Source organism: Pseudomonas gregormendelii, assembly GCF_017114825.1.
GTDB classification, from domain to species: Bacteria; Pseudomonadota; Gammaproteobacteria; order Pseudomonadales; family Pseudomonadaceae; genus Aquipseudomonas; species Aquipseudomonas gregormendelii.
The window spans coordinates 35,889-57,218 of record NZ_JADEVO010000036.1; the positions used below are offsets into that span (position 1 = coordinate 35,889).

At 62.2% G+C, this 21,330-nt stretch carries 19 protein-coding genes; 11 read left to right on the forward strand and 8 right to left on the reverse strand.

The features are described 5' to 3' along the window. Positions 1–41 precede the first annotated feature (41 nt). The 5 genes from IMW75_RS21555 (at position 42) to IMW75_RS21575 (ending at position 4,382) form a co-directional block, all read left to right on the forward strand. Entirely contained in the window at positions 42–1,949 is a 1,908-nt protein-coding gene (locus tag IMW75_RS21555) for a phytase (protein ID WP_205893706.1), read from the forward strand. A 91-nt stretch (positions 1,950–2,040) separates the two neighbouring features. Further along, positions 2,041–2,751, forward strand: a complete 711-nt coding sequence (gene tolQ, locus IMW75_RS21560; protein WP_045060500.1) for a protein TolQ — start codon at positions 2,041–2,043, stop codon at positions 2,749–2,751. A gap of 13 nt (positions 2,752–2,764) precedes the next feature. After that, positions 2,765–3,211 carry a protein TolR gene (gene tolR / locus IMW75_RS21565; RefSeq protein WP_122838425.1) on the forward strand — a complete coding sequence of 149 codons (447 nt, stop codon included), beginning with the start codon at positions 2,765–2,767 and terminating at the stop codon, positions 3,209–3,211. After that, entirely contained in the window at positions 3,208–4,041 is an 834-nt protein-coding gene (locus IMW75_RS21570; protein WP_205893707.1) for an energy transducer TonB, read from the forward strand. The genes tolR and IMW75_RS21570 overlap by 4 nt, the downstream gene beginning before the upstream one ends. 125 nt (positions 4,042–4,166) lie before the next feature. Then, positions 4,167–4,382, forward strand: coding sequence for a TOBE domain-containing protein (locus IMW75_RS21575; protein ID WP_045061257.1), 216 nt, complete (start codon positions 4,167–4,169; stop codon positions 4,380–4,382). A 168-nt stretch (positions 4,383–4,550) separates the two neighbouring features. Here IMW75_RS21575 and IMW75_RS21580 read toward each other — a convergent pair whose 3' ends face one another. The 3 genes from IMW75_RS21580 to IMW75_RS21590 are packed head-to-tail and all read right to left on the reverse strand — an operon-like array spanning position 4,551 to position 6,509. After that, on the reverse strand, positions 4,551–4,964 hold the full coding sequence (locus IMW75_RS21580) for a VOC family protein (RefSeq protein ID WP_045061258.1): 414 nt from the start codon (positions 4,962–4,964) through the stop codon (positions 4,551–4,553). Positions 4,965–5,011: 47 nt separating this feature from the next. Continuing rightward, on the reverse strand, positions 5,012–5,671 hold the full coding sequence (locus IMW75_RS21585) for a TetR/AcrR family transcriptional regulator (protein WP_045061259.1): 660 nt from the start codon (positions 5,669–5,671) through the stop codon (positions 5,012–5,014). Then, entirely contained in the window at positions 5,658–6,509 is an 852-nt protein-coding gene (locus IMW75_RS21590; protein WP_045061260.1) for a 3-hydroxybutyryl-CoA dehydrogenase, read from the reverse strand. Before IMW75_RS21590 ends, IMW75_RS21585 begins: the two co-directional genes overlap by 14 nt. A gap of 167 nt (positions 6,510–6,676) precedes the next feature. On the opposite strand from IMW75_RS21590, the gene IMW75_RS21595 reads away from it, so the two are divergent. The 3 genes from IMW75_RS21595 to IMW75_RS21605 all read left to right on the forward strand — a co-directional run bounded on the left by IMW75_RS21595 (position 6,677) and on the right by IMW75_RS21605 (position 10,781). Continuing rightward, entirely contained in the window at positions 6,677–7,717 is a 1,041-nt protein-coding gene (locus IMW75_RS21595) for an AraC family transcriptional regulator (protein ID WP_205893708.1), read from the forward strand. Between the two features lie 77 nt (positions 7,718–7,794). Continuing rightward, complete coding sequence (locus IMW75_RS21600; protein WP_205893709.1) at positions 7,795–8,919, forward strand: hypothetical protein; 1,125 nt, start codon at positions 7,795–7,797, stop codon at positions 8,917–8,919. A gap of 47 nt (positions 8,920–8,966) precedes the next feature. Continuing rightward, complete coding sequence (locus IMW75_RS21605) at positions 8,967–10,781, forward strand: ABC transporter ATP-binding protein (protein ID WP_045061262.1); 1,815 nt, start codon at positions 8,967–8,969, stop codon at positions 10,779–10,781. 3 nt (positions 10,782–10,784) lie between these two features. Here the strand turns inward: IMW75_RS21605 and IMW75_RS21610 are convergent, their stop codons facing one another. The 3 genes from IMW75_RS21610 to IMW75_RS21620 all read right to left on the reverse strand — a co-directional run bounded on the left by IMW75_RS21610 (position 10,785) and on the right by IMW75_RS21620 (position 13,725). Then, positions 10,785–11,741 (reverse strand): alpha/beta hydrolase, encoded by a 957-nt coding sequence (locus IMW75_RS21610; RefSeq protein ID WP_205893710.1) that lies wholly within the window; start codon positions 11,739–11,741, stop codon positions 10,785–10,787. Between the two features lie 154 nt (positions 11,742–11,895). Then, positions 11,896–12,894, reverse strand: coding sequence for an NAD(P)H-quinone oxidoreductase (locus IMW75_RS21615; protein WP_205893711.1), 999 nt, complete (start codon positions 12,892–12,894; stop codon positions 11,896–11,898). Between the two features lie 108 nt (positions 12,895–13,002). Further along, positions 13,003–13,725, reverse strand: a complete 723-nt coding sequence (locus tag IMW75_RS21620) for a pirin family protein (RefSeq protein WP_045061265.1) — start codon at positions 13,723–13,725, stop codon at positions 13,003–13,005. Between the two features lie 325 nt (positions 13,726–14,050). Here IMW75_RS21620 and IMW75_RS21625 point away from each other — a divergent pair, with 325 nt between their 5' ends. Continuing rightward, complete coding sequence (locus tag IMW75_RS21625; protein ID WP_205893712.1) at positions 14,051–15,001, forward strand: GlxA family transcriptional regulator; 951 nt, start codon at positions 14,051–14,053, stop codon at positions 14,999–15,001. 147 nt (positions 15,002–15,148) lie between these two features. Beyond that, entirely contained in the window at positions 15,149–16,624 is a 1,476-nt protein-coding gene (locus tag IMW75_RS21630; protein WP_205893713.1) for an ATP-binding protein, read from the forward strand. Here the strand turns inward: IMW75_RS21630 and IMW75_RS21635 are convergent. Next, the gene (locus IMW75_RS21635) at positions 16,598–19,396 is read right to left on the reverse strand and encodes a winged helix-turn-helix domain-containing protein (RefSeq protein ID WP_205893714.1); all 2,799 of its coding nucleotides are present in this window, start codon (positions 19,394–19,396) and stop codon (positions 16,598–16,600) included. The genes IMW75_RS21630 and IMW75_RS21635 overlap by 27 nt on opposite strands. Positions 19,397–19,581: 185 nt before the next feature. Beyond that, positions 19,582–20,022 carry a helix-turn-helix domain-containing protein gene (locus IMW75_RS21640; RefSeq protein ID WP_205893715.1) on the reverse strand — a complete coding sequence of 147 codons (441 nt, stop codon included), beginning with the start codon at positions 20,020–20,022 and terminating at the stop codon, positions 19,582–19,584. A gap of 145 nt (positions 20,023–20,167) precedes the next feature. Between IMW75_RS21640 and IMW75_RS21645 the strand changes: the two genes are divergently transcribed. Next, the gene (locus IMW75_RS21645) at positions 20,168–21,088 is read left to right on the forward strand and encodes a LysR substrate-binding domain-containing protein (RefSeq protein ID WP_205893716.1); all 921 of its coding nucleotides are present in this window, start codon (positions 20,168–20,170) and stop codon (positions 21,086–21,088) included. Positions 21,089–21,330: the final 242 nt, after the last annotated feature.

A 21,330-nucleotide genomic window follows, 5' to 3' on the forward strand; every position in this document is an offset into this window, starting at 1 on the left:
CTGCCATCAGGTTGTACGCACCACAAGGAACTTGCCTGTTCATGAGCATTTTTTTATCACCCTCCCGTTGCCTGCTCGCCGCCCTGATCAGCCTGAGCGTCACCCAGGCCATGGCTGGCCCGGCGAACCTGACACTCACGCCCTGGGCGCCGAACCTCAAGGTCGACGCCGTGGCTTTCCTGCCGACCGGCGCTGACCGCCTGGCCGTCAGTCAGCGAGATGGCTTGCTGTTACTCGACCCCAAAGGCGCGGAACTGGCGCGCCTGCAGGGATCATTCGCCAGCCTGGACAGCCGCGCCCTGGGCTCCCGCGTGCTGGTGGCGAGCCTCGACAATGCGCGGCAGCAAGCGATGCTGGTCAGCCTTGATGCTGACCAGCGCAGCTGGGGTCAGCCGGTATATCTGCCGACGCGTGACTACCCGGTGAACGGCCTATGCCTGTACCGCGACGAGGCCAGTAACCTGTTCCTGTTCCTGGTGGGCGAGGAGGGCAAGGGTGAACAGTGGCTGGTTGGCAACGGTGCCCGTCTTGATGCGCAGGCGGAACGGGTACGCGGTCTGCCGTTGCCGCCTTCGGCAACGGACTGTCGGGTCGACGATGGCGCCCATCAGTTGGTCGTCAACGAGGAGAACGTCGGCTGGTGGGCTTACCCGGCACATCCCGAGGCCGAAGTGACACGCAGCCCCGTTGCCCTGCGCGAGCCTTTCGGCGAGATCAAACACAGCGCTGGCGCCATGGCCCTGATCCCCGCTGGTGTGGTTGCACTTGACCCGAAGGCCGCGCAATTGCACCTGTATCAGCAGCAGGGCGAGCGCTGGGTGGCCAAGGCCAGCCTTGCATTGCCTGGGGTGAAGGAGCCGGAAAACCTCGACGTGCGCGCGACGGCCAAGGGGCTTGAAGTGTTGTTGCGCGACGATGACGATGGCCGTCTGTATCAGGGCCAGCTCGATTGGCAAGCCACACCGGTCGCACGGCCCGCGGAGCTGCCGGTTGTGCCGGCGCAGGCGCAGACCGAACCGGTAGGACGGCAGGGGGACGCCGCCGATGATCCGGCGATCTGGATTCATCCGCAGCAGGCGGGCTTGAGTCGGGTGCTGGGCACCAACAAAAAGCAGGGTTTGCTGGCGTACGACCTGCAGGGCAAGTTGCTTCAGGAACTGCCGGTCGGGCGTCTGAACAATGTCGATGTGCGGCCCAACTTCAAGCTCGGTCAGCAAACGGTCGACCTGGCCGTGGCGAGCAATCGCGATCACAACAGCCTCAGCCTGTTCAGTATCGATCGCCAGAGCGGCGAGCTGCGCGAGGCCGGCGAGATCGCCACGCCCCTCAAGGAAATCTACGGCATCTGCCTGTTCCAGCCAGCCAGCGGGGAACTCTTTGCATTCGCCAACGGCAAGGACGGGACCTTCCTGCAATACCGCTTGAGCGCGCCGAACGGCACGGTCCAGGGTGAGCTGGTGCGCCAGTTCAAGGTCGCCAGTCAGCCCGAGGGCTGCGTTGCCGATGATCAGCGTCAACGGCTGTTTCTCGGCGAGGAGGATGTGGGCGTCTGGGCGGTGGATGCCCGGGCGGATCAACCGGCAACGCTCAGCAGCGTGATCAAGGTTGGCCCGCAATTGCACGCCGATGTGGAAGGCCTGGCGCTGTATCAAAGCGCCGGCAATGACTATCTGGTGATCTCCAGCCAAGGCAACGACAGCTACCTGGTGCTTGATGCCCAACCGCCATTCGCTGCCCGTGGCGCCTTTCGTGTCGGTCTGAATACTGCCCTCGGTATCGACGGCGCCTCGGAAACCGATGGCCTGGAGGTCACTTCCGTCAACCTCGGCGGAGCCTGGAGCGAGGGCATGCTGGTGGTGCAGGACGGGCGCAAACGCATGCCCGAGCAAACCCAGAACTTTAAATTCGTGCCCTGGGCCGAGGTCACCAGGACGCTCAAGCTGCCCTGATCCGTCATCACCCTGTCATCTGACTTTCATCGAATAGCTCAACGGCCGTCGCGCATCGACGGCCCGCGAGCCCCGCACAAGGAGTTTCACCATGCAGGCCACACTCGAACACATGACGATCTGGGGGCTGATCAGCGACGCGAGTCTGTTGGTCAAGGCGGTCATGCTTATCCTGCTGCTGGCATCGCTGCTCAGTTGGTACCTGATCATCCTGCGCAGCAGCGTGCTCAAGCGCCGCGAGCGGCAGCTCAACGATTTCGTGCAGCGCTTTCGCGGCACGCCGGACCTGTTGGCGTTGTATCGCGAAACGGCGAAAAACACTGACAGCGAAGCCGGCGTCGAGCCCATTTTCCAGGCCGGCTTGCAGGAGTTCAACCACCTCAACCAACACTCGGGCAATGCTGCAGACGTGGTCCTCGAGGGCGTGGAGCGGGCGCTTTATGTCGCCATCAGCGAGCAGGAAGTGCGCCTGGAAAAAGGCCTGCAGTTCCTCGCCACGGTCGGTTCGGTCAGCCCCTACATCGGCCTGTTCGGCACCGTGTGGGGCATCATGAATTCCTTCCTCGGGTTGTCGCAGGTGCAGCAGGCGACGTTGTCCACCGTGGCCCCGGGCATTGCCGAAGCGCTGATTGCCACGGCCATCGGCCTGTTTGCGGCGATACCTGCGGTGATTGCCTACAACCGCTTTTCCTCGCGTAGCCAGACGTTACTGACGCGCTACTACGCGTTCGGCAACGAGCTGCAAGTGCGCCTGCACCGCAAGCTGCATGGCGCGCCGATCAACCTGGCCGCCGCCGCCTGAAAGGAGAGTGACGATGTTGGTCAGACCGCAACGCAAACACGGACCCAAGGCCGAGATGAACGTGGTGCCGTACATCGATGTGATGCTGGTGCTGCTGGTGATTTTCATGGTCACCGCGCCCATGCTCACCCAAGGGGTGAAAATCGACCTGCCCAAGGTCGCCAGCGAAGCACTGGCCAATGACAGTCGGCAGCAGATCCTCACCCTGTCGGTGAAAGCCGAGGGCGGTTACTACTGGAATCTTGGCGGCGAACTCGACACCCGCAACCAGACCGACAGTGCGGTGAGCCTTGCAGACATGCAGGCCAAGGTAGCGCAGGTGGTCGCTGAGCGGCGAGACACCCAGGTCTACATTCGCGCCGACAAGGACGCCGGCTACGGCAGCGTGGTCGCAGCCATGGCGGCGTTGCAACAGGGCGGGGTCAGTAACCTGGGACTGGTAACCGAGGCTCCGCAATGACGGCGATGACCTTGCACAGGCCTTACCTGGCGGCTGCGCCGGTCGACCGCAGCGGGCTGTGGCGCAATGGCCTGGCTGCGAGCCTTGCGGTCGGGTTGCACGTGATCGTGCTGGGGTTGCTGGTGCGGGGTTGGGTGGCCGAGATGGCTCCTGCCGAGCAGCCGGCGGTCTTGCGTACCCAACTGGTGATCCTGGCGCCGACGCCCGAGGCACCTGCGCTTCAGGCACCGATACCGTCACCCATACCGGCGCCTGAGCCGCTGCCTGCCGTGGTGCAACCGCCCGAGCCTGTGGCCGCGACGCTGGCGCCGAGCAAGCCGGCTGTCGACCCGCAGGTCCAGGTGCAGAAGTTGCAGCAGGCGGCCTTGGCTCGCAAGCGTGTCGAAGAGAAAAAGCGTGAGCTCCAAGCCGAACAAAACCGTGAGCGCCTGGAGTCGCAAAACCGCGCTCGCGAAGTCGAACAGCAGCACCTGGCGCAACAGCAATCACAGCAGGCCGAGCAGGCGCGCCTGAGTGCCGAGCGAAGCCGTCAACAGGCGGCTGCCCAGGCCGCTGCCGACACTCGCCAGTACCTGCCCTTGAGCAAGCAAGCGCCCGACTATCCGCAACGCGCGCTGGATAAGAACCTGGAGGGCGATTGCACGGTGGAGTACACAGTCAACCCGCAGGGCAAGGTCGAGAATCCGAAGGTGCTTGAAGGTTGTCACCCGATGTTTATGCGACCGTCTCTGGCCGCTGCCGATACGTTTCGTTATCAGCCGCGGATGATTGATGGCAAGGCGGTGTCGGTACCGGCAGTGCGTAATACCTTTCACTATCGGATCAAGTGAATCTTTTTATTCCAAAAAGGAATAGATAGATAATTATATATTCCTTTTAATGTTGTTCCGCTCGGTGCACTTTGGGGGCCTGCACATGTGTGCCAGCCAACAAGACTCAGACAGGAAGCCTTAACATGACCATCAAAGCGATCAACGTGCGGAACCAGTTCAAGGGTGTCATCAAGGAAATCGTCCAGGGCGAAGTGGTCTCCGAGATTGATGTGCAGACAGCTTCCGGGATTGTCACTTCGGTCATTACCACCCGCTCGGTGCGGGACCTGGAGTTGCGGGTGGGCAGTGAGGTGATTGCGTTCGTTAAATCGACTGAGGTTTCGATCGCCAAGCTTTGATGCGGGTTCCCACGGCCCGAATATCTACCCCTCTGTTGGAGGTGAAATTTTGGGAGCAGAGCTTGCTCGCGATGGCGGTGTGCCTGCCGACATCACTGTTGAATAGGGGTCTGTCATCGCGAGCAAGCTTTGCTACCACAAGGTGCTGGCAATCAGCCAATCGACCAATCACTGATCCTTCTCGCAGTTCACCATCCACGCCACTCCAAACCGATCCTGCAACATGCCAAACCGTGCCGCCCAGAACGTCGGTTCCAGCGGCATTTGCACGCTGCCATCTTCGGCCAATGCACTGAACACCCGCTCGGCCTCGGCAATGCTGTCGACGTTCAGCGATATCGAACAGCCCGCCATGTCATCCGTGGGTCGATCCGGGGTGGTGTCCGAGCCCATGATGGCCTGGTCACCTATCGACAGGCGGGTGTGAATGATCAGGTTGTGCAGGTCGGCGGGGACGTGTTCGCGGGCGGGGCTTTCACCGAAGGTCATCATGACGTCGATGCTGCCTTTTAACGCCTGGGCGTAGAACGTGAAGGCGGCTTTGCAGTCGCCGTTGAAGATGAGATAGGGATTGATTTTCATGATTCAGCTCCCGGTCATTGAAGATGATTGACCCGGGTAGCAAAGCGCTAAATCGCGGCGATTGCCGAGGTTTTTTTAGATGTTTTATCTATGGATAGAGCCAGGCTTATCGCCTCACTCGAGCGACGCGGTGCCAGCAGCCTTTCGATGGCGCCGCTGACCATGTTCTCCAGTAGCTCGTCGCGCTCGGTTTCGTCCAGCGGGTGGTGAGTCAACCAGGTGGGGGCGCTGTTGAGCAGCGAGGCGATGGCATGCCCGGCGGCGAGCATGCCCTGTTCGCTGAAGCGCGAGCGCACCCCAAGCATTTTCAGCAGTTTGCGCTCGTACTGCTCGCGCAGCTGCTGCACTCGCACTTGCTGCTCATCGTTAAGGCAACCGCTGTCGCGCTCTACCAGGCGAAAATGCCAAGGCATGTCCTCATGCAGATTCAGGTGGGCGCGGATCAGGCTGTTGAGGCGCTCGCGCTTGGCCGGAGCCTTCTGTTCGACGCGGCCCAGGGTGGCCAGCAGCTCTTCGTAGAACTCCTCAATCAGATCGAGGAGCAAGTGCTGCTTGCTCGGATAGTGGTGGTACAGCGAGCCCGGGGCGAGCCCCAGGCAGGTGGCGAGTTCACGCATGCCGACCTGGCCGAAACCCTTGCTGGCAAACAGCTCCAGCACCTTGTCCCGGTATTCGGCAAAACGTGAACAGCGCTCAGGCATAGGCATGGAAGCCACGCCCCGTTTTACGTCCCAGGTAGCCGGCGGCGACCATTTCCTTTAGCAGCGGAGCAGGGCGGTATTTGCTGTCGTTAAATCCATCGTAGAAGGCTTCGAGAATTGCCAGCACCGTGTCCAGGCCGATCAGGTCTGCCAATGCCAGAGGGCCGATCGGTTGGTTGCAGCCCAGGCGCATGCCGGCGTCGATGTCCTCGACGCTGGCCAGGCCCTCCTGGAACACCAGGATCGCTTCGTTGATCATGGGCACCAGGATCCGGTTCACCACAAAACCCGGGCGGTTGCCGGCAGTGATCGCGGTCTTGCCCAGGGTAGTCGCCATCTCGAGCGCGAGAGCGTGGGTCGCGTCGCTGGTTTGCAGGCCGCGGATCACCTCGATCAAGCCCATCACTGGCACCGGGTTGAAGAAGTGCAGGCCGATGAAACGTTCAGGCTTACTGACACTGGCGGCCAGTTGAGTGATGGACAGCGACGACGTGTTGGAAGCGATCACGCATTCGCTGCCCACTTGTGCGGCGATCTGTTGCAGCACCCGCAGTTTCAGTTCGAGATTTTCGGTCGCCGCCTCGATCACCAGCTGCACGGCCTGCAGGCTGCTGTAGTCAGTGCTGGTGCGGATCCGGGCGAGGGTCGCGAGCTTTTGTGCTTCGCTCAGGGTTTCCTTGGCCACTTGTCGATCGAGGTTCTTGCCCACCGTCGCCAGCGCTTTTTGCAGCGCGCTCTCGCTGATGTCGAGCAAGATCACATCGAAACCGGCCTGGGCACACACCTGGGCGATGCCATTGCCCATGGTGCCCGCGCCGATTACGCCAATATTTTGCAGATCCATGTTCCAGTCCTTGCGCTCAAAACCGTGCGATACCTTGGCCGTCGAGGCGGCCAAAAGCGTACTATTGGCGCCGAGTCTAGAGCGGGCAGGGCAGTTGTCCTATGCCGCAACTGTTCAACGCAACTGGTGTTTTTTGCCATTCGAATACTGGGGAGTGAAGCGTTCACATGCGGGAAAAGGATTCGGTCGCCGCCTACTTTGTGCAAGCCATGGTCCAGGAGCTGGGCGCCGATCCGTTGCGTCGCGAAGCGCTGCTGCTACAGGCCGGCATCGACCCGGTGCTGGTGCTGCAGCCCACAGCGCGAGTGCCTGCCAGCGCGTTTGCCGCGCTATGGCTGATCCTGATCCGCGAGCTCGATGATGAGTTTTTCCTGCTCGACTCCCATGGCATGCCGCCGGGTGCGTTCGCCCTGATCTGTCGGGCATTGATCCAGGAACCCGACCTGCACAAGGCGATGCGCCAGTGCCTGGCCAACTTCGGCCTGTTCCTGCGCGACTTTCGCGGCACGCTGATCGTACGTGGCAAGCGTGCGGTCATTAGCCTGGAGTCCCAGGCGAAGAACCCTGAAGTCAGTCGATTTGGCGAGGAGACCTTCCTGGTGCTGATGATCAGCCTGTTGTGCTGGCTCGGTGGCCGGCGCATTCCGATCGACCGTGCCGACTTTCGCCATGCCCGGGTAGCCCTCAGCGATGACCGACTGCTCTGGGGTCCCAACCTGACACTGGGGGCCGAGCGCACCGAGATCGAGTTCGCCAGCCATTACTTGCGCCTGCCTGTGGTCCAGGACCTGGCCTCACTGAAGGTATTCCTGCGCACGGCGCCGCAGTGGCTGGTGATCCGCTTCCGCAATCAGCATGGCCTGGCCTCGCAAGTGCACCAGCGCCTGCGCAACAGCCCATACAGCGACTGGCCGACCTTGCAGGCTTTTGCCCTTGAACAGCACCTGAGCCCCAGCACCTTTCGCCGCAAGCTGGAGCGCGAAGGCTGTTCGTACCAGGAAATCAAGGACGAAGTACGGCGGGGCGTGGCGTTCGAGCAGTTGCGCGAAAGCCGTGCAAGCATCGGCGACATCGCCGAACGCCTGGGTTTCCAGGAGCCGAGCGCGTTTCATCGGGCGTTCAAGAAGTGGACCGGGGAGAGCCCGGGCAAGTACCGGGCGCGTTTCCAGGGGGCATTGGCGAAAGATCTGACGGACGCTTCTGATTAAGCTCGGCTCCGATGTTTTCCTGCGTTTCGGCCTGTACAGTCGTTGTACCTGCCCCCATGGAACTGGAGCCTGTCGACGTGACCGATATCGAAAACATTCCCCCGCGTACTGCAACCCCCGATCGTTTCAAACAGTTGAGCCAGTGCCTGCTGTGGCTCAACGAGCGCGCCTGGCCGCTGACCGTGGGCATTCTGCTGATGGCCGGGGTCTACCTGTACCAATACATCCAGGAAGAAAAGATCCCGCTGAGCATCACCTCGTCGGCGGTCATCACGGCGTTGCCGGTGATGTCGGCGATTCTGATCTTCATCATTTCGATTCTGGTGGCGTTTGTTTTGCTGCCGATCTTCGTGCTGTTTCATCGATTCAATGATTCGCAGCGGCGCCTGAGTGACGAGCTCACCCTCGGCCCGGCCACCGCGCAACAGCGCAAGCGCCACAAGCGCATGCTGGGACGTTGGGCGGCCAGCCTGGTGGTACTCGGGACGTTCTGCGCGTTGCTGAGCGTGATCGGTTCCCAGGTGTCTGCCACCTGGTACTGGACCCTGCTGGCGGTCGTGGGCACGGTGCTGACCATCGCCGCCTACTACTGGTTGATGACATTGGGTGTCGACGGCCCCATGTCGATGGACTTCCGATTCGCCTGCCTGATGTCGGCCTTCGTGCAGATGGGCGTGATTCTTAATGTCACCATCGTGGCGATCGACATCGCCGGTCGCTATGTGAGCAATCTGTGGTGGATGGTGCCGCTGATGCTGGTGGAGTTGCTGGTGCTGTGGATCATCCAGCTGCTGGGCGCCCTGTTCGTGGTGAAGATGCGCAGCCACGACAATCCGCTTGCCATGGTGGCGTGCGCGGTGATGGTGCTGGTCATGGTGCTGGGGTTTTACCCTGCCTCGGGCGCCAGGCTCGGCGGCTTCGCCTTCCAGGTGTCCGCCTCCGGCGCACGCAATTGCACGGTGCTGAATTTCGGCGCCGAGAGCAAAGGCTTCGAGTCGATCACTGATCCCGACAGGCCCGGTTTCAGTCGCCCGCTGCGGGTCATTGCCGAAGCGGACGGCACGTACTTCGTGCGGTTGTGGAAGTCCGATACCAAGGCGGTGCAGTTTGTCCCGCGGGCGGGTCTGGTGGGCGTGGACGTCTGTCCGCGTGAAAATGTAAAAACTGCGGCTGTTGCAGTGACCGCCCCGACCCCTGGCTGAAGTAACATGGCGCACTCACGCCATCACTACGCCGGGTCCAGCACCGCATGCCAGTTGCCCTGAATCGCGTCACCTCCTTGCTCGACCAGGCCCGACGCGCCTTGCTTCTGGTCTGGGGCACCTCCCGCGCACTGTTTATCGGCCTGGTGATCGCCACCCTGATCGCCGGCATACTGCCGGCGCTTGCCGCATGGCTGGGCCAGCGCATTGTCGATGCGGTGGTCTTCGCCATGCAGTTGCATGCCCAGCAGGGCAGTGCACCCTTGTGGCCAGTGGTGCGTTACGTGTTGTTCGAGGCGGGTGTGCTCGCCCTGTTGTCCGCGACCCAGCGGGCGCTGTCGGTCCAGCAGTCGCTGTTGCGGGTGCAGTTGGGGCAGAAGGTCAACACGATGATCCTGGAGAAAGCCCAGACCCTGTCCCTGGTGCAATTCGAAAACTCCGAGTTCTACGACAAGCTGGTGCGCGTGCGACGCGAGGCGTCCACCCGGCCGCTGGCGCTGGTGATGAAGTCGCTGGGGCTGATCCAGAATCTGATCATGCTGATCAGCTTCGGCGTGCTGCTGGTGCATTTCTCGCCGTGGGCCCTGGCGCTGCTGGTGGTGGGGGCGTTGCCGGTGTTTTTTGCCGAGGCGCATTTTTCCGGGGATGCTTTCCGGTTATTCACCCGTCGCGCACCGGAAAGTCGCCAGCAGAATTACATTGAGACCCTGCTGTCCCACGAGGCTTACATCAAGGAGGTCAAGCTGTTCGGCTTCGCGCCCCTGTTGTTGCAGCGCTATCGCGACACGTTCGCCCGTCTTTACGCCGAGGACCGGCGCCTGACTCTGCGCCGGGATGGCTGGGGTTTTGTCCTTGGATTGTTGGGTACCGCGGCGTTTTACCTGGCCTACGCCTGGGTGGTGGTCGACACCGTTCACGGCAGCATCACCCTGGGCCAGATGACCATGTACCTGGTGTTGTTCAAGCAGGGGCAGTCGGCGGTGAGCAGCAGCCTCAGCGCCATCAGTGGCCTTTACGAGGACGGCCTGTACCTGTCGAGCCTTTACGAATACCTGGGCGAACCGGTGGTGGCCGACAGTGGTCATTTGACCGAGGGCGAGGCGCCTGGCGATGGCTTGCGCTTCGAGAATGTCGGTTTTCGCTATCCCGGGGCGAGTCGCGCGGCCCTGGAAGGCATCGACCTGCACCTGGTGCCGGGCCACAGCGTCGCGCTGGTAGGGGAAAACGGTTCAGGCAAGACCACGCTGATCAAGCTGCTGACCCGTCTGTATCGCCCGGACCAGGGGCGCATCCTGCTCGACGGCAGCGATCTGCAAGCGTGGGAAGAACAGGCACTGCGACGGCGCATCGGGGTCATTTTCCAGGACTACATCCGCTACCAGTTCACCGTGGGAGAAAACATCGGGGTGGGCGATACCCGGGCCTTCAACGATGAACCGCGTTGGCAGGCAGCCGCCACTGAAGGCATGGCCGCGCCGTTCATCGAACAGCTGGACCGCGGTTATGCGACGCAACTGGGGCGCTGGTTTGCCGGGGGGCAGGAACTGTCCGGCGGGCAGTGGCAGAAAATCGCCTTGTCCCGCGCCTACATGCGCCGCGACGCCGATATCCTGATCCTCGACGAGCCGACCTCGGCACTCGACCCTGCGGCGGAAGCAGCGGTGTTCCAGCACTTCAGCGAACACACCGAAGGGCGCATGACCCTGCTGATTTCCCACCGGTTTTCAAGCGTGCGCAATGCCGACCACATCATCGTGCTCGAACAGGGGCGGATACTCGAACGCGGCGATCACACCAGCCTGGTGGCGGCCGAAGGACGCTATGCGCAGCTCTTCCAGCTGCAGGCCCAGGGTTACCGCTGAGCCTCAGGAATCGTGTGCAGCCCGGCCGACGGCAGGGCCGGCCACCTGCCCTGGAGTGGTTTTCATCAGGCTTTCCAGCGCCTGGCGGTACTGCGCACCGCCCAGGCTCATGCTGTTGTTATGCGTGCCACCGGGGATCAGCAGCAGGCGCTTGGGTTCATTGGCGGCGTTGAACAGCTGCTGGCTGAAGCGCGACGGCATGAAAGGGTCGGCCAGGCCGTGAACCACCAGCAACGGCATGTCGATGTCGACGATCTTGTCGATTGAATCGAATTTCTGCGACAGCAGCCAGCGCACCGGCAACCACTTCACCGGCAAATTGTTATCGGCCACCTGGGCGACCGCATCCCCCAGTGACGTGAAGGTGGACTCGATCACCAGGCCACGCACGGGCACCGGGGCGCGGTTCTTTTTTGCCTGGGCAGCCAGGTCGGCAGCCAGGTCAACGGCCACCGCACCACCCAGGGAATGCCCGTAGATCAGGCGTTTGCTGGCGTCGGGCTGCATCGCCGCAAACCGCTCCCAGGCCGCACGTGCATCTTCGTAGACACTGGCTTCAGAAGGCAGGTCGCCCTTGCTCTGGCCAAAGCCGCGGTAGTCGATGGCCAGCACCGAATAGCCCATGGCGCGCAATTGCTCGATGCGAAACGCCTGGCCGGTCAGGTTCCAGCGCACACCGTGCAGGTAAAGGATTGACGGCGCATCGCGGCGCGCCGCCGGCCACCACCAGGCATGCAGGGATTGCCCGGCCTTGAAACCGGAGGGCTTGATGTCAAACTCCTGAACGTCCTTGGGCAGGCCCCGGTACCAACCGGCGGTCCCCGGTTCGATGCGAAACAGCAACTCGCGCTCCTTGTGCTGGAGCACCCCGCAACCCACCGGCAAGCCGACAATCAGCACAGCCATGCACATCAGCGAGAGCCAACGGCGGCGCAGCAGGGGGAGGAGGGAAGAGCGCATAACGGTCGTTTACCATCAAAAAAACTGAAGTTCGGGTTTTAACAGATGCGTGGCGCAGGCGGGAAAAATATCGACAGCCGTCAACTGCCCACACATCCCTGCAGGAGCGAACTTGCTGCTGCAGGGGAACGTGGATTGATGCGCTATTGGAATATCAAGCCACCTGCAACACGATCTTGCCAATGTGATCACCAGCCTCCATCCGTGCATGCGCCTGAGATGCGTCGGCCAGTGCGAAGACCTTGTCGATCATCGGCACGCACCGCCCGGCGGACATTACCGGCCAGACGTACTCGCGCAACTGTTCGGCAATCGAGGCCTTTTCCTCGCCGGTGCGCGAACGCATCAGCGAGCCGGTGATGGTTGCGCGCTTGCCGAGGATCGCCATCAGGTCGACTTCGTTGGCTTTGGCGCCTCCCAGGAAACCCAGCATCACCAGGCGACCGTCCATGCCCAGTGCCGCGATGTTCTGGTTCAGGTACGAGCCGCCCATGATATCGAGAATCACATTCACGCCTTTGCCGGCAGTCTTGTCCTGAATGACCTGGACGAAGTCCTGGTCACGATAGTTGATCGCCTCGGCGCCCAGCTGGCGTATCGCCGCGCATTTGTCCTCGCTACCCGCCGTGGCGAACGCCTTGACCCCGAACTCGCGACACAGCATGAGGGCGGTGGTACCGATCCCGCTGGTGCCGCCATGAATTAGCGCACGCTGGCCCTTGCTGGCGCCGCCGATGTCGAACAGGTTGGCCCACACCGTGAAAAACGTTTCCGGAACGGCGGCCGCGTGAATCCAGTCCATGCCGTCGGGAATAGGCAGGGTCTGGCTGGCCGGCGCCACACAATATTGGGCATAGCCGCCGCCATTGGTCAGGGCGCAGACCCTGTCACCGACGATGAACTCGTTGACCCCTGCGCCGATCGCGACCACTTCTCCCGCCACTTCCAGGCCGGGAATCGGACTCATGCCAGGCTTCATCGGGTACTTGCCCGTGCGTTGAATGACATCGGGACGGTTGACCCCGGCGGCGTGAACACGGATCAGCACTTCGCCGGAGGCCGCCACAGGCAGCGCTTCCTGACGCGGCTGCAACACTTCGGGGCCGCCAGGCTGGGTGATTTCAATGAGGGTCATGGTCTGTGGCAGGGGCATGGCAGTGGCCTGTTTTTAAGGATGTAATGGATAAGACCATTTTTTTCACGGTTTTACTGTAGGAGCTGTCGAGAGAAACGAGGCTGCGATCTTTTAACCCTATTGCCGTCACGGCATCTCCGGCAACTCCTGCGCCCGCAAATCAAACACCAGCACCTCAGCATCTACACCATTGCTCAACATCAACACCTGCTCATTACGCACCCGCACCCCATCGCCTTCCTGCAACCGCAGGCCATTAAGCTCGACACTGCCGCTCGCCACATGCACATAGGCATAGCGGTTGGCTGCAAGCTCCAGGGTGGCGCTTTCCTCGCCGTCGATCAGTGCCGCGTACACCCGCGCATCCTGGTGCACCTTCAGCGAGCCGTTGCTACCGTCCGGCGAAATGATCAGCTGCAGGCGCCCGCGTTTTTTCTGGGTACTGAAGTGCTCCTGTTGGTAGCGTGGTTTGGCCCCGGCGACATCGGGCACGATCCAGATTTGCAGAAAGTGCACCGGGCGGGTACTTGAGTGGTTGTACTCACTGTGTGCAACACCACTGCCCGCGCTCATCAATTGCACGTCCCCGGGACGAATCACCGAGCCGGTGCCCAGAGTGTCCTTGTGCTCCAGTGCGCCTTCGAGCACATAGGAGAAAATCTCCATGTCGCGGTGCGGGTGCTGGCCGAAACCTTTCCCGGCCGCCACGCGGTCATCGTTGATCACCAGCAGGTCGGAAAATCCCTGCTCTTTCGGGTTGCGGTAGCTGGCAAACGAAAAGGTATGGAACGACTTCAACCAACCGTGATTGGCCATGCCGCGATCAGTGGCTTTGCGAAGGGTCAGCATGATGAATTCTCCTGGAGGGACGGTGATTCGTCCGAGTGAGGAGAAGGTTAATGGTTACTGCTCGATGCAATAAGTAGGTGAAAATTGAAATACTGTCGCTTCCAGGTTGACAGTAATGTGCAGATGATCACCTTTTCCCGCCCGACATCCAGGCTGAACCTGGTCATAATGCCTACCATCCTAGACCCAACTCTGTGGGAGCAAAGCTTGCTCGCGATAGCGGTGTCCGGCCAGTGCATTCGACAATCACACTCCGCTATCGCGAGCAAGCTTCGCTCCTACAGGGGAAGGTGTGTCTTTCCATGACTCCAGTGATATTGATCCCATGAAAACCGTGGCAATGGTGCTGTTCCCCGATTTCCTCCTGCTCGACATGGCCGGCCCCATGGAGGTGTTTTCCATCGCCAATCGTTATCTGGCAGCCGAGCACGCCTACGTACTCACCACCATCGGCACCGAACCCGGCCCGCTGCGTGCGTCCAACGGCGTCAGCCTCAGCGCCGATCTGCACATCGACCAGGCCTTTGACAGCTATGACCTGCTGCTGGTCCCCGGCGGCCCCGGCGCCTACAACGAAAGGCACCCCTCGTTACTCGCCTGGCTGCCGGCCGCGACAGCCCGGGCCGGCCAGTACGGCTCGATCTGTACAGGTGCCTTCGTGCTTGGCCATGCGGGCCTGCTCGACGGCTATCGGGTGACCACCCACTGGCACTACACCGAGCGGCTGATCAAGGGCTTCCCCAAGGCGACGGTCGAGACCGATCAGATCTACGTGCAGGACCGCAATCTCATCACCTCCGGTGGCGTGACGGCCGGTATCGACCTGGCGCTTTCGGTGGTTGCCGCCGACCACGGCAAGAAAGTCGCCCAGGACGTGGCCAAGGTGTTGCTGGTGGTGATGAAGCGCCAGGGTGGGCAGGCACAATTCAGTCCTTTGATGGCCGCCGTGGCGCCGCAGGAAACGGCCATCACCCGGGTGCAGAACCATGTGCTGGAACACCTCGACCAGCCTTTCAGCATTGATGGCATGGCCAGCCTGGCGGCCATGAGCCCGCGGCATTTCGCCAGGGTGTTCGCCCGGGAAGTGGGCATGACGCCCATGGAATTCCTTCAGCGTGCGCGCATCGATCACGCGAGAAACCTGTTGGAAACCAGTGACTTGCCACTCAAGACCATCGCCTTCAAAAGTGGTTTCGGCAGCGTGCGGCACATGCGGTTTCTGTTCAGTGAAAAGCTCGGCCTGACCCCCACTCAGTACCGCGAGCAGTTCAGCTGAGGCTGATTGTCCGTCCCGCGCACCCGGATGGCCGTGACACTCCCATTGCCGCAGTTGTGCTGTCACCAATGCCTGCCAAGATAGATGAGAACTAATTGCACTGGAGATGCGGGAATCCGCAGGGTCGGGTTTCAGCATGTAAACGGCATGAACAGTCTCAGAGATTTGCACAGCGATACGGTGCTGCACTTCGGGCCCTATGCCTTCTACCTGCAACAACGCCTGATCCTGGACGGCGAGGTGGCGCTGCGCATGGGCGGTCGCGCCCTGGACCTCCTGCAGCTACTGGTCGAGCAAGCGGGCACAGTGGTGAGCAAAGAGCAGTTGATCGCCCGGGTGTGGCCCACTTCGGTGGTCGAGGAAATCAACCTGCGGGTGCACATTGCCGCCTTGCGCCGGGCCCTGGGCGATGGGCAGAACGGCCTGAGCTACATCATCAATGTTCCCCAGAAGGGCTACTGTTTTGTCGCGCCAGTGGTGCAGGGGCCGGCGAGCACGCTAGTTGCCCTTGAAACTTGCCTGCCACCCCAGCACAACTTGCCCGCCCGGCTGACCCCGGTAACCGGCCGGGACTCGGTGGTCGGCAGCCTGGTGCGGCAGTTGCCGGTCCGGCGTCAGCTGACGCTGGTCGGCCCCGGCGGCATTGGCAAGACCACGGTCGCGCTGCGGGTGGCCGAGCTGTTGTTGCAGCACTATCGGGACGGCGTGTGGCGGGTGGATTTTTCCACCCTCGATGATCCGACGCGAGTGGTCGATCATGTGCTGCGAAGCCTTGGTCTGGAAGTTGGCTCGACCCTCGAGGCGCTAAAGGCGCGGCATGCCCTGCTGGTGCTGGATAACTGCGAGCACGTGCTCGAACGCTGTCGTCACCTGGTCGAGGCGCTGCTACTGGGCGCACCACGGTTATCGATCCTGGTCACCAGTCGCGAACCCCTGAAGGCCGCCGGTGAAACCGTCCAGCGCGTGGCACCACTGGTCGTTCCACCGGTGTCCGCGCTGCACAGCGTCGAGCAGGTGATGGGCTATTCGGCGGTGCAGTTGTTTGTCAGCCGGGCGCGGGCGCGTCAGCAAGGTTTTGCCCTGCGCGAACAAGACCTCAAGGCCTTGCGTGAAATCTGTCGCCGCCTGGATGGTTTGCCCCTGGCCATTGAACTCGCTGCGGCGCAAATCGATGCCTTGGCGTTGGTGGGATTGCAGGCCCAGCTCGACAATTGCTTCCAGCTGTTGACCCAGGGCCGGCGTACTGCGGTGCCGCGCCATCAGACCCTCAAGGCGGCTCTGGACTGGAGCTACGACAAGCTCAGCAACCGCGAGCAGACGGTGCTGCAGCGCCTGGCCGTGTTCAAGATGTCGTTCACCCTCGAGGCGGCCATCGGCGTGATCAGCTGCGCGGTGCTGCGTCCCGCGCAATTGCTGACGCTGCTGGAGGGGCTGGTGGCCAAATCGCTGCTGTCGCTGGAACAGGTCAACGGCAGCGCGCGGTATCGCTTGCTGCACACTACTCGCAGCTATGCGCTGGAGAAGCTTGCGCACAGCGGTTGCCTGCGCTTGTTCGAGGTGCGCTACGGCCATCACATCCGCCGCGCCCGGCGTGAGTCAAGCGTGCTGGAGGTTGTCGAGTAGACGTCGCGCTTTTTGCAGGTCCGGTGTGGCGAAGCCCTCGGTGAAACGCGCGTAAACGGGCGCGAGCAGTTCCTGCGCCTGCAGCGGTCGTCCCAGACGCTGCCAGAGTTGCGCCAGGGCGGTGGCGCTGCGCAGTTCCCAGGCCAGGGCGCCCTGGTTTCTCGCCACATTCAGCGCCCTGATCAGTAGCGCCTCGACCTCGTGCGCCGCTTCGTCTGAATCATTGCCCACCAGCAAGGCACCGGCCCGGGCGCGCATGATTTCCGCCGTACACCAACCGGCCATCCCGGTCTCCGCCCGCAGCACCAGTGCTTCATCGATCAGCGCGGCATCCAGCGTGAGCATAATCTCCCGGATCAACCCGGAACCTGTCGGCGCGCCAGTCGGTGCTGTGTCGGGGGCGATCACCTGCGCATACTCGCGCGCCCAGTTGTAGAACAGTAGCACCGAGTGTTTCTGCGCTTGCTGCAGCAGCAGTTGCAACAGTTCACGGGCGCTGCAGGTATCGCCGTTGTAATGCGCGATCAGGCAGCCGGCGAGCGCCAGGGTGTAGCAGATGGACGTGCCGTGATTGATCTGCAGCGCCACGTCCAGCGCCTGCCGGGCCGTGCGCCACGCCTCTTCGGGTTGACCCTGGACCCAGAGGATGCGCGCCAGAATCGTCAGCGCCGCCACGCTCTGATCGTATTGCACGCCAAAACCATGAGTGAAACGGTTGAGGTGCCCGCTCTGTGCCATGCGCTGGATCACCTCTTCGGCGTTGACCCGGGCCATGCGCTGATTGCCCACGAAGTGCAGGGCGAGCACCCGCAGGCGGTGCGCGCTCAAGTCCAGCAGCGGGTCACCGTGGCGGCCGAGGCGCTCGAATTGCTGGCTCTGTTCCAGCGCGCTTTGATAATTGCCACAACTGAGATTGACCGCCATGTACCCCGACACCGCGCGCAATTCCCCGGCCACGTCATTGCTCGCCCTGGCCAGGTTCCTGGCGCTGACGAACGCTTCGATGGTCTCGGCAGTGCCGCCCTGGGTGTGATAGCAGGAACTGCCGAGTGCAAGGTTGAGGCTCATCTTCAGTTGCGGGCAGGGCTGCGGATCTGCGTCGAGCAATGCCAGCGCCTTGCGCACGTAGGCGCCGTGTTCCTTGAGCAGTGACAGCTCCTGCCACAGCGGCGTGGAAGCCGCCGCCAGGCTGATCGCCAGCGCCTGGCGGCCGGTGGCATGCAACCCCCAATCGAGGGCGCAGCGGATGTCCGCCACGCTGCGGGCATAGCGCTCGATCCACCGGCTGGTCGGAATCAACTCCCAGTCGGTCCGGGCCTGTTGCATCAGGGCCAGGCACCGTGCGCCGTGCCGGGCACGGGTGTCCAGCAGATCACCGGCCTGTTCGAGTTTTTCCTGGGCATAGCCGCGGGTGAGATCGAGCAGGCGGTAGAACACCTCTTCGTCGCCGACTTCCACGTTGAGCAATGACTTGGCCACCAGTTGGGTGATCGAAGCAAACACTTCATCTGGCTCGATGTGTTCGCCCACGATCACCGCTGCGGCTGAGGCCATGGTGAAGCCGCCGCGAAATACGCCGAGTCGGCGCAGGCACACCTGCTCGCAGGGGCTTAACAGTTCAAAGCTCCAGTCCAGGGTGGCGCGCAAGGTCTGATGGCGGGCCAGGGTCAGGTCACTGCCGTGGGCCAGCAGGCGAAAACTGCCCTGCAGCTGGGTCAGCAGGCCGCTCAAGCCAAAGCGGCCAACCTGCGCCGCTGCCAGTTCAATAGCCAGCGGGATGCCGTCGAGTCGTTGGCAAATTTCGACCAGCACCGGCAATTGCGCATCGTGCAGCTCGAAACTGTCGTGGCTGGCCATGGCCCGTTCGACGAACAGTTGCAGCGCGGAAAAGCTCAGCGCCTGGGCGCGGTCCAGCACCGTGGAGGGCGGCGGGCAGTCCAGCGACTCCAGGCGCTGCACGAACTCGCCCTCGGCCCGCAGGCCCTCGCGGCTGGTGGCCAGGATGTGCACGTTGGGCGCACCACGCAGAATGTTTTCGCAGAGCAGGGCAACGGCGTCGACCAGGTGTTCGCAGTTGTCGATCACCAACAGCATCTGCCGCTCGCTCAGGAAGTTCACCAGGCTGCCCATTGGCTCGGTGTCGTGCACGGACAGGTCGAGCAGGGTGGCCAGGTGCGTGGTGATCATCGAAGGGTCGTTTATCGGCGCCAGGTCCAGCAGGCGAATGCCATCGCGGTATTGCCCGATCAATTGCTCGGCGACGCGCAGGGCGACGGTGGTCTTGCCGATGCCGCCGGGGCCGACGAGGGTGATAAAACGCTGGCGCGACAGTTGTGTCACCAGGCGCTCGACCAGAGCTTGGCGACCGATCAGGCGGGTGCGCCGCACGGGCAGGTTGTGGCGGCTGCGTTCGACTGCGGCAGGCGCCGGATGTTGCTCGAAGGCCTGCATCGAATAGGGCGCGACAAAGCTATAGCCACGCTGCGCAACCGTGATGATGTAGCGCTGCCCGGTCTGGCCGTCGCCCAGGGCTTTGCGCAACGCAGCCATATGGACCCGCAGGTTGATGTCTTCCACCACGCTGTCGGGCCACACCCCGGCGATCAACACCTGCTTGCTGACCACGTTGCCGGCGTGTTGCAGCAGGATCAACAGGATATCCAGGGCGCGTCGGCCCAGCCGCAACGGCTGGTCGCCCTCCAGCACCAGGCGCTGGCCGGGGTAGATCCGGTAGGGGCCGAAATGGATGGCCAGTTCGGGGGAAAGGGTCACGCGCTCACTCCTGCTTGCGTGCGTCTGGTACGCAGTTTGCGAGCATATTCCAGAGGTTTGCGCGTCAACGCAACGGTACGCCGGGCGAGTGCGCTTTGCGGTGCAGAATTAACGGCGTTTAACTCGACGCCATCGCGATTCGATTCGGACACTCTATGGCGTGACCGAGACTCGCAACGAGCGGCTCAACCCTGACAGACCGGCATTGATCCAGGCTTGAGGTTGGTCAGGGAACGCACCATCCGGCATCGCCACGCGAACGGATTGATGCCCTCGCTGCGGGTGAAGATATGGCAAAAATGCGCCTGGTCGCAGAAGCCGCATTCCAGGCTGATTTGCGTCAGTGTCATGTCGGTGCTCTGGATCAGTTGCTTGGCGCGGGCGAGGCGTTGCTGGCGAATCCAGTCCTGGGGTGATAGACCGGTGCTGCACTTGAACGCGCGGGAGAAATGGCTGCGCGACAGGGCGCATGCACGCGCCAGGTCGGCGACTTCGACGGTCTCGCTCAAACGGTCGAGGATCAACTGCTTGGCCAGGCTTTCACGCCACGGGATCAGGCCGCCAGTATTCTTCTTGCGCGGTTCGACGATGGGCGCGCAGGCGATAGTTTGCTGAGATTGAGCCATAAGCAATATCCGGGTTGGTACACCGCATTCTTGGACGGGAGGCTCTGCGTGGCGAGTTAATCGTTGTTAATTGCGTGCTAACACCAGGCAGCCTGGAAAAAAATCAGCCACAATCGAGAGTTCACCCTTCAGGGAATCGTGACCCATGAACCGTAACGATCTGCGCCGAGTCGATATGAACCTGCTGGTGATTTTCGAGGCCTTGATGTTCGAAAAGAACCTGACTCGCGTCGCTGAAAAACTGTTCATGGGACAGCCGGCAGTGAGTGCCGCACTGGGACGGTTGCGTGACCTGTTTGACGATCCGTTGTTGCTGCGCAACGGCCGGAGCATGGAACCCACTGCCCGCGCACTCGCGATTCTCAAGGAGTTGCAACCGGCGATGGACACCATCTCTGGCGCAGTCAGCCGAGCCAAGGAGTTCGATCCGGCGAGCAGCTGCGATGTGTTTCGCATCGGGCTGTCAGACGATGCCGAGTTCGGCTTGTTTCCTTCACTGCTGACGCGCCTTCGCGAGGAGGCGCCAGGCATCATCGTGGTGGTACGCCGGGCGAATTACCTGTTGATGCCGGCGCTGCTGGCTTCAGGTGAGATCTCCGTCGGGGTGAGCTACACCACTGATCTGCCGGCCAACGCCAAGCGCAAGACCCTGCGCGATATTCCCTGCAAAGTGCTGCGTGCAGACAAACGGCCAGGCGCGCTGACCCTGGATGAGTACTGCGAGCGGCCTCATGCCATGGTCTCGTTTTCCGGGGACCTGAGCGGCAACATTGACCTGGACCTGGCCAAGATTGGCCGCAATCGTCGGGTGGTCCTGGGCGTGCCGCAATTCAGCGGCCTGCGCGCCTTGCTGGCCGGTACCGAGATGATTGCAACCGTTCCGGATTACGCGGCCTGCGCACTGGTCGAAGGCTGCGCCCTGCGAGCCGAGGACCCGCCATTTCCGATCGAGGCGGCGCAGCTCTCCATGGCCTGGAGCGGGGTGCACGACAACGATCCGGCAGAACGCTGGCTTCGCTCGCGGATCAGCGATTTCATGTCCCGTCCGCTTCCAACCGAGGGATAATCCCATACCCCTGGAATCTTCGCGTGACAAGGGACCAAGGTGGGAGCGAGCCTGCTCGCGATAGCGGTGGGGCAGTTGAACAAATGTTGAAGGTACCGGCTCCTTAGTGAGCAAGCCCGCTCCCACAGCGGATTTTCGCTGGTCGAGCTCAGCAAGCCAGAACAGCACATACATCCAATTCCCTGCGCAAAACTCCCTGCACTATTCTCTTATTGCCGGCCAGGACATCTGGCGTTCAATGG

Excerpts from the sequence above, each read along its gene's own strand:
- IMW75_RS21575 (WP_045061257.1), top strand. The coding sequence starts at position 4,167 with ATGACCATCAAAGCGATCAACGTGCGGAACCAGTTCAAGGGTGTCATC.
- IMW75_RS21645 (WP_205893716.1), top strand. The coding sequence starts at position 20,168 with ATGAACCGTAACGATCTGCGCCGAGTCGATATGAACCTGCTGGTGATT.
- IMW75_RS21555 (WP_205893706.1), top strand. The coding sequence starts at position 42 with ATGAGCATTTTTTTATCACCCTCCCGTTGCCTGCTCGCCGCCCTGATC.
- IMW75_RS21640 (WP_205893715.1), bottom strand. The coding sequence starts at position 20,022 with ATGGCTCAATCTCAGCAAACTATCGCCTGCGCGCCCATCGTCGAACCG.
- IMW75_RS21605 (WP_045061262.1), top strand. The coding sequence starts at position 8,967 with ATGCCAGTTGCCCTGAATCGCGTCACCTCCTTGCTCGACCAGGCCCGA.
- IMW75_RS21615 (WP_205893711.1), bottom strand. The coding sequence starts at position 12,894 with ATGCCCCTGCCACAGACCATGACCCTCATTGAAATCACCCAGCCTGGC.
- tolR (WP_122838425.1), top strand. The coding sequence starts at position 2,765 with ATGTTGGTCAGACCGCAACGCAAACACGGACCCAAGGCCGAGATGAAC.
- IMW75_RS21625 (WP_205893712.1), top strand. The coding sequence starts at position 14,051 with ATGAAAACCGTGGCAATGGTGCTGTTCCCCGATTTCCTCCTGCTCGAC.
- IMW75_RS21590 (WP_045061260.1), bottom strand. The coding sequence starts at position 6,509 with ATGGATCTGCAAAATATTGGCGTAATCGGCGCGGGCACCATGGGCAAT.
- IMW75_RS21570 (WP_205893707.1), top strand. The coding sequence starts at position 3,208 with ATGACGGCGATGACCTTGCACAGGCCTTACCTGGCGGCTGCGCCGGTC.
- IMW75_RS21595 (WP_205893708.1), top strand. The coding sequence starts at position 6,677 with ATGCGGGAAAAGGATTCGGTCGCCGCCTACTTTGTGCAAGCCATGGTC.
- IMW75_RS21620 (WP_045061265.1), bottom strand. The coding sequence starts at position 13,725 with ATGCTGACCCTTCGCAAAGCCACTGATCGCGGCATGGCCAATCACGGT.
- IMW75_RS21580 (WP_045061258.1), bottom strand. The coding sequence starts at position 4,964 with ATGAAAATCAATCCCTATCTCATCTTCAACGGCGACTGCAAAGCCGCC.
- IMW75_RS21630 (WP_205893713.1), top strand. The coding sequence starts at position 15,149 with ATGAACAGTCTCAGAGATTTGCACAGCGATACGGTGCTGCACTTCGGG.
- IMW75_RS21610 (WP_205893710.1), bottom strand. The coding sequence starts at position 11,741 with ATGCGCTCTTCCCTCCTCCCCCTGCTGCGCCGCCGTTGGCTCTCGCTG.
- IMW75_RS21585 (WP_045061259.1), bottom strand. The coding sequence starts at position 5,671 with ATGCCTATGCCTGAGCGCTGTTCACGTTTTGCCGAATACCGGGACAAG.
- tolQ (WP_045060500.1), top strand. The coding sequence starts at position 2,041 with ATGCAGGCCACACTCGAACACATGACGATCTGGGGGCTGATCAGCGAC.